6 protein-coding genes are annotated in these 6,036 nt (G+C 73.4%); 2 read left to right on the top strand and 4 right to left on the bottom strand.

Annotated elements, in window-relative coordinates; genetic code table 11:
* The 4 genes from FPZ47_RS26115 to FPZ47_RS26130 form a co-directional block, all read right to left on the bottom strand.
* The coding region (locus FPZ47_RS26115) for a methionyl-tRNA formyltransferase (RefSeq protein ID WP_282593872.1) at positions 1-382 on the bottom strand (382 nt) is incomplete at its 3' end.
* 152 nt (positions 383-534) lie between these two features.
* The gene (locus FPZ47_RS26120; protein ID WP_144956844.1) at positions 535-1,023 is read right to left on the bottom strand and encodes a MarR family winged helix-turn-helix transcriptional regulator; all 489 of its coding nucleotides are present in this window, start codon (positions 1,021-1,023) and stop codon (positions 535-537) included.
* A 128-nt stretch (positions 1,024-1,151) separates the two neighbouring features.
* Complete coding sequence (locus FPZ47_RS26125) at positions 1,152-3,134, bottom strand: primosomal protein N' (RefSeq protein ID WP_144956853.1); 1,983 nt, start codon at positions 3,132-3,134, stop codon at positions 1,152-1,154.
* An 84-nt stretch (positions 3,135-3,218) separates the two neighbouring features.
* Positions 3,219-3,986: a lysoplasmalogenase gene (locus FPZ47_RS26130; protein ID WP_144956856.1), complete on the bottom strand. Its 768-nt coding sequence runs from the start codon at positions 3,984-3,986 to the stop codon at positions 3,219-3,221.
* Between FPZ47_RS26130 and FPZ47_RS26135 the strand changes: the two genes are divergently transcribed.
* Positions 3,985-4,959, top strand: coding sequence for an alpha/beta hydrolase (locus tag FPZ47_RS26135; protein WP_144956847.1), 975 nt, complete (start codon positions 3,985-3,987; stop codon positions 4,957-4,959). The two genes, FPZ47_RS26130 and FPZ47_RS26135, sit on opposite strands and share 2 nt — an antisense overlap.
* A 26-nt stretch (positions 4,960-4,985) precedes the next feature.
* Positions 4,986-5,966, top strand: coding sequence for an alpha/beta hydrolase (locus FPZ47_RS26140; RefSeq protein ID WP_144956850.1), 981 nt, complete (start codon positions 4,986-4,988; stop codon positions 5,964-5,966).
* Positions 5,967-6,036 lie beyond the last annotated feature (70 nt).

Here is a 6,036-nt window from a genome sequence, read left to right on the forward strand (position 1 = left end):
CCGCGGCGATCGCGGCCTGCACCGGCGCCGCGCCGCGCCACGCGGGCAGCAGCGAGAAGTGCAGGTTGACCCAGCCGTGCGTGGGCACCGCGAGCAGGCTCTCACGCAGCAGCGCGCCGTAGGCCACCACGGGGCAACATTCCGGCGCCAACTCGGCCAGCTCGGCCACGAACTCCGCGGAGTTGGGCCGCGCCGGTCGCAGCACCGGGACGCCCCGGTCGAGCGCCTCGCGGGCCACCGGCGACGGCTCGAGCTTGCCGCGCCGGCCGGACACCGCGTCGGGCCGGGTCAGCACGGCGACCACCTCGTGCCGGGGCGAGTCGAGGAGGCGGCGCAGCGCGGGCAGCGCGGGTTCGGGGGTGCCGGCGAAGACGAGACGCACGCGCACAGTGTAGGGAAGGACGAGCCGACGCTTCACGAGCGCGCGTAGACTATTTCCAATGCATACTGTTTTTAGCGGTGATGGTCAATCGGTGTGACCACACTGCGGTACCGGCGACGACGAGGTCGAGTACGCACGCGGCCCGTTCCTCCCTACGGGTCGACGTCGACGTCCAGGTGAGCCTCGGGTTCCCCGCCGGCGGCGGTGAACGCCGTCAGGGCCCGCACCAGGCCGTGGCGCTCGGGGGGCGGCATCTTCTCCACGATGGCGGCGATCTCGGCGCGCCGGTAGGCGGTGACCCGGCGGACGACATCGCGCCCACGCTTGGTCAGTGCGGCCAGCAGTTCGCGCCTGGACGTCGGGTGCGGCAGCCGGTCGATCAGCCCCGCGGCGACGAGCCGGTCGACCATCCGGCCGGTGGCCGATGGTTGGACGCCCAGCAGGCCGGCCAGCGTGGCCAGGTTGACCGGGCCCCGGTTGGACAGGATCACCAGGGTCCGGAACTGCGAAATGGTGATCGCCTCGTCGACTCGCCCGATCGAGCGGGCCGATATGGCCACCAGGAGGCGCGAAGCCGTCAGCAACGCATCGGTGATCACATCCGGTGAGTCTTCGGCGGCCGTCGTGTCGTCTGTTGCCATCCTGCCACCCTCTTCCGACTGTTCCTACGGGCCGCCGCGGACTGAAGGAATAGAAGTGTAACAGCCTCCTACTTTCGTTCCCACACATTGTTTCCCCGTCGAACTATTATCACCTGAATGGTTTGCCGTCAGCCGATACGCAGCGGGTCGATCTGGACCCGCACCGGCTCGTGGGTTTGCCGGGCACTGAGCACACCGACGCCGCGCCGCAGGCTGGCCGCCAGCTGCAGGCCCTGCTCGCGGGGGACCCGCACCAGCATCCTGGTCACCGGCACGCCGGCGGCGGTACCCGCGGGGCGGCGCGCACCGGGCGGCAGCTCGACCGGGCCGAGCAAATCGGCGCCCTCGGGCAGGCGGGCCTCGTCGAGCAACGCGGCGACCGCCCCGGGGGCCCCGTCGATCGCGGCCATGTGCACGCTGGGCGGCAACCCGACTTCGGTCCTGGCCGTCAGCTCGGCCTCGGCGTGGCCGACCGGATCCCACCGAATCAACGACTGGACCGTCGGGATGGCCGACTCGGCGACCACCGCCACCACACCGCCGTCGCCGCGGGCGCGCACCAGCGCGGCGGCGGTCATCCAGCGCCACAGGGCGTCCTCGGCGGCGCGCAGGTCTTGGCGGCCCAGCAACGCCCAGGTGTCCAGCAGCAGCGCCGCCCCGTACCCGCCGGAGGCGACGGGTTCGGCGCCCGGCGTGGCCACGACCAGGGCCGGGCCGGCGGCCACCGCCGCCACGATCGCGTCGCCGGCCGAGGTGATGACGGGCGTTCCGGCGAAGGCGCGGCCGAGTTCCTCGGCGGTGCGCCGCGCACCGACCACCACCGCGCGCACCGACGCCGAGCCGCACCGGGCGCACCGCAGCGCGGGCTCGGCGCGGCCGCACCAGCGGCACACGGCGGTCGGACCGGCCCGCTGCCATGGCTCGCCCGGTGGGTCCCCCGGTGACTCGGCCAGGGACAGGGGCCCGGTGCAGTGCCGGCACCGGGCGATGGCGCGGCAGCGGCCACAGGCCAGCGAGGGGACATAACCCCGCCGCGGCACCTGCACCAGCACCGGCGCGCCGGCCTGCAGCGACGAGCGGGCGGCGCGCAGCGCGACCGACGGGATGCGCGCGGTGCGGGCCGCGGGATCGCGCTCGTCCTGGTAGCCGCTGTCGTCGAGGGCCACCACCCGCGGGGTGCGGGCACGCACCACCGGCCGCGCCGCCACGACGTCGTGCGCCCAGCCGCTGCGCACCAGCGCATGGGCTTCGGCCGTGCGGGCGTAGCCGCCGATCAGCGCCGCGCAGCGCGCCTGGTGCGCCCGCAACATCGCCACCTCGCGGGCGTGCGGGTAGGGCGCCCGCGGCTCGGCCAGGCTGTCGTCGGCGTCGGCCCACACCATGACCAGGCCCAGGTCGCTCAGCGGGGCGAACACCGCGCTGCGGGTGCCGATCACCAGCCGCGCGGTGCCCCGCAACGCCGCCAGCCACCGCCGGTACCGGGCGGCCGGCCCCAGGCCCGCCGACAGTGCCACCACGCTGCCCTCGTCGATCAGCGCCGTCGCGGCCGCCCACAGCGCGTCGAGGTCGCGCTGGTCGGGAACGATCGCCAGCACCGCCCGGCCCGCGCGGACGGCCTGTGCGGCGGCCTCGGCGAACCGGTCCGCCCACGCCTCCCCCGGGAGCGCCTGCCAGACCGCGCGGGCGGCCCGCGCCTCGGCCACGGCAGCCAAAAACTGCCCGCCGCGCCCGTAGGCGTCCCAGCCCGACGGGTCGACCGGCGCCGGCGCCGCGGGGACGGCCTCGGTCTTGCGCGCTTCCCGTTCCACCCGCGCGTGGCGCGCAGGCACCGCCAGCCGCAACACGTCCGGACGGGTCCCGGCGTAGCGGGCGGCCACCGCGTCGACCAGACGGCGGATCTCGGGGGTGAGCACCGGTTCGGCCGAGACCACCCGATCCAGCCAGCCGAGCTTGCCCGCGTGATCGGTGTCGTTGCGGCGCTCCAGCACGAACCCGTCGACCAGCCGCCCGTGGAACCGCACCCGCACCCGCACCCCGGGCTGGGCGTCGTCGGACTGCTCGGCCGACACCAGGTAGTCGAACTCGCGATCCAGGTGCGGCACCGACAACATCGGCAGCACCCGGGCGATCGGCTCCACCTGCAGTGGCGTGCGCGCGCTCGGGGTCACGGGCCGCTCACACCCTGAGAAACGTTGCTAGTCAGCGCGTTCGGCCGGCCAGTCGACAACCGCGGCGTCGCCGCCCCAGCTGTCGGCGGCCTCCTCGCGGCCGAAGAAGAACCCGGCGGTGAGCAAGATCTCCGCCGCGGCGTACAACCACCAGATCGGCACCGCCAAAGACTCGTTGTGCAGCACGAACCGGCCGATCCCGATCATCGAGTCGGACGCCGCAAAACACAGCGCCCCCACCGCGGCCCAGATCGTGGGCAGCCGCGCGAACTGCGCCGTGCACACCATCGCGGTCAGGACGACGATGTAGACCGTCACCGGCAGCGTCAGGTCGTCGCGGCTCAGATTGGGCCAGAACCAGGCCAGCAGCACCAGCGTCGACAGGCAGACCAGAACGGCGACGGCGATGCGCGGCGGCGTGGGCCGCGCCGTGCGCGCCAGCGGCAGCAGCGCGGCCAAAAAGCACAAGTGCGCCAACATGAATGCCCCCAGGCCCGCCACGAAGGACAGCGTCCACCACGGGATCGCCAGCAGCCAGTCACCGGCGGCCGACAACAGCAGCGCCGGCATCAGCCACCGCCGCTCCCGCACGAGGGGATGCCCGACCGCCGCCAGGGTCAGCAGCAATGCCATCAGCGCCTTGAACGGCGGCTGCATGACCCAGTGGCCGGTCAGCTCGATGCCCGGCGGCGAACGCAACGCGAGCACCGTCAGGTAGACGCCGTAGGCAACGCCGGCCCAGCCCGCCACCACCCATCCGCCGGACACCAGACGAGGTGCGTACGGTACCTCCATGCCCAGCTTCGACATCACAGCCGACGAAAGACCAGCAATCGACCCCATCTTGCAGAAGGTACTGGATGCGGTTCCGTTCCGGCTATCAACCGAGGATGGCGTCGACGCGGCGCGGCAGCGGTTCCGCGACCTGCCGCGCCGGCAGGTGCACCCGGAGCTGCGGGTCGAGGACCGGACGATCCCGGGGCCGGCGGGCCCCATCGGCCTCCGGATCTACTGGCCGACAGCCGAAACCGGCGACGCAACCCGGCCGGTCGTGATGTTCTTCCACGGCGGCGGTTTCGTCGTGGGCGATCTGGACACCCACGACGGCACGGCACGCCAGCACGCGGTCGGCGCCGACGCGATCGTGGTGTCCGTCGACTACCGGCTGGCGCCCGAGCACCCCTACCCCGCCGCCGTCGAAGACGCCTGGGCCGCAACGCTGTGGGTCGCCGAGCACGGCGCCGAAATAGGCGGGGAGGCCGGCGCCGACGGACAGCGGATGGCCGTCGCCGGGGATTCCGCCGGCGGGACCATCGCCGCGGCGATGGCGCAGCGCAGCCGGGACCGGGGCGGCCCGCGGATCGCGTTCCAGCTGCTGTGGTACCCCTCCACGCTATGGGACGCGTCGCTGCCGTCGTTCACCGAGAACGCCGCCGCGCCGATCCTCGACGTCAAGGCCGTCGCCGCGTTCTCCCGTTGGTATGCAGGCGATGTCGACATGTCCAACCCGCCCGCGGCCATGGCGCCCGGACGCGCGGGGAACCTGGCCGGGCTACCACCGGCCTACATCGGCGTCGCCGGCTACGACCCGCTGCGCGACGACGGGATCCGCTACGGCGAACTGCTGGCCGCCGCCGGCGTTCCCGCCGAGGTGCACAACGCCGAGACGCTGGTGCACGGGTACCTCGGCTACGCCGGGGTGGTGCCCGCGGCCACCGCCGGGATGGAGCGCGGGCTGGCCGCCCTGCGCCGGGCGCTGCACACCTAGTCGCGGCAAATGCGTACGGTGAACCCATGACTGAGCCGACCACCGCCCGACCCGGCATCGATCCGACGTTCAAATCGTTGCTCGACGCGTTCCCGATGACGTTCAGCGCGTCCGACGGCGTCGAGGTCGCCCGCTCGCGGCTGCGGCAGCTCAAGGTGCCCCAGGAGATGCTTCCCGACCTGCGCATCGAGGAGCGGACCGTCGGCTACGGCGATCTGACCGGTATTCCCGTGCGGATCTACTGGCCGCCGGGCGCCGAGGCCACCGACCGCGCCCTGCCCGTCGTCGTCTTCTACCACGGCGGCGGGTTCTGCCTCGGCGACCTGGACACCCACGATCCCGTCGCCCGCGCGCACGCCGTCGGCGCGGAGGCCATCGTGGTGTCCGTCGACTATCGGCTGGCCCCCGAGCACCCGTTCCCCGCGGGCGTCGACGACTGCTGGGCCGCGTTGCAATGGGCGGCCGACCACGCCGCCGGGCTGGGCGGCGACCCGGACCGGATCGCCGTGGCCGGTGACTCGGCGGGCGCCAACCTCTCCGCCGTGATGACGCTGCTGGCCCGCGACAACGCCGACAAGGGCGGGCCCCGCCTCAAGTTCCAGCTGCTGTGGTACCCGACGGTGTGCGCCGACATGTCGCTGCCGTCGTTCACCGAGAACGCCACCGCGCCCGTCCTGGACCGCGAGGTCATCGACGCCTTCCTGACCTGGTACGTGCCGGACCTCGACGTCACCGATCCCGGTGCCCTGCCCGTCACGTTCGCCCCGGCGGGCGCGACCGACCTGTCCGGTCTGCCGCCGGCCTACATCGGGACCGCCGAACACGACCCGCTGCGCGACGACGGGGCCCGCTACGCCGAGCTGCTCACCGCCGCCGGGGTGCCCGTCGAGCACCGCAACGAGCCCACCCTGGTGCACGGCTACGTCAGCTTCGCCATGGTGATCCCCGCCGCCGCCGAGGCCACCGACCGCGGGCTGGCCGCCCTCCGGAAGGCGCTGCACGGCTAGGCCCGTTTTCCGCATAGTTGGGGGTTTAGGTTTGCGGTTTTGGGTGTTGTTGTGGTGCTGCGTGTTTCGG

This window comes from Mycobacterium helveticum, from assembly GCF_007714205.1.
In the GTDB taxonomy this organism is placed as follows: Bacteria; Actinomycetota; Actinomycetes; order Mycobacteriales; family Mycobacteriaceae; genus Mycobacterium; species Mycobacterium helveticum.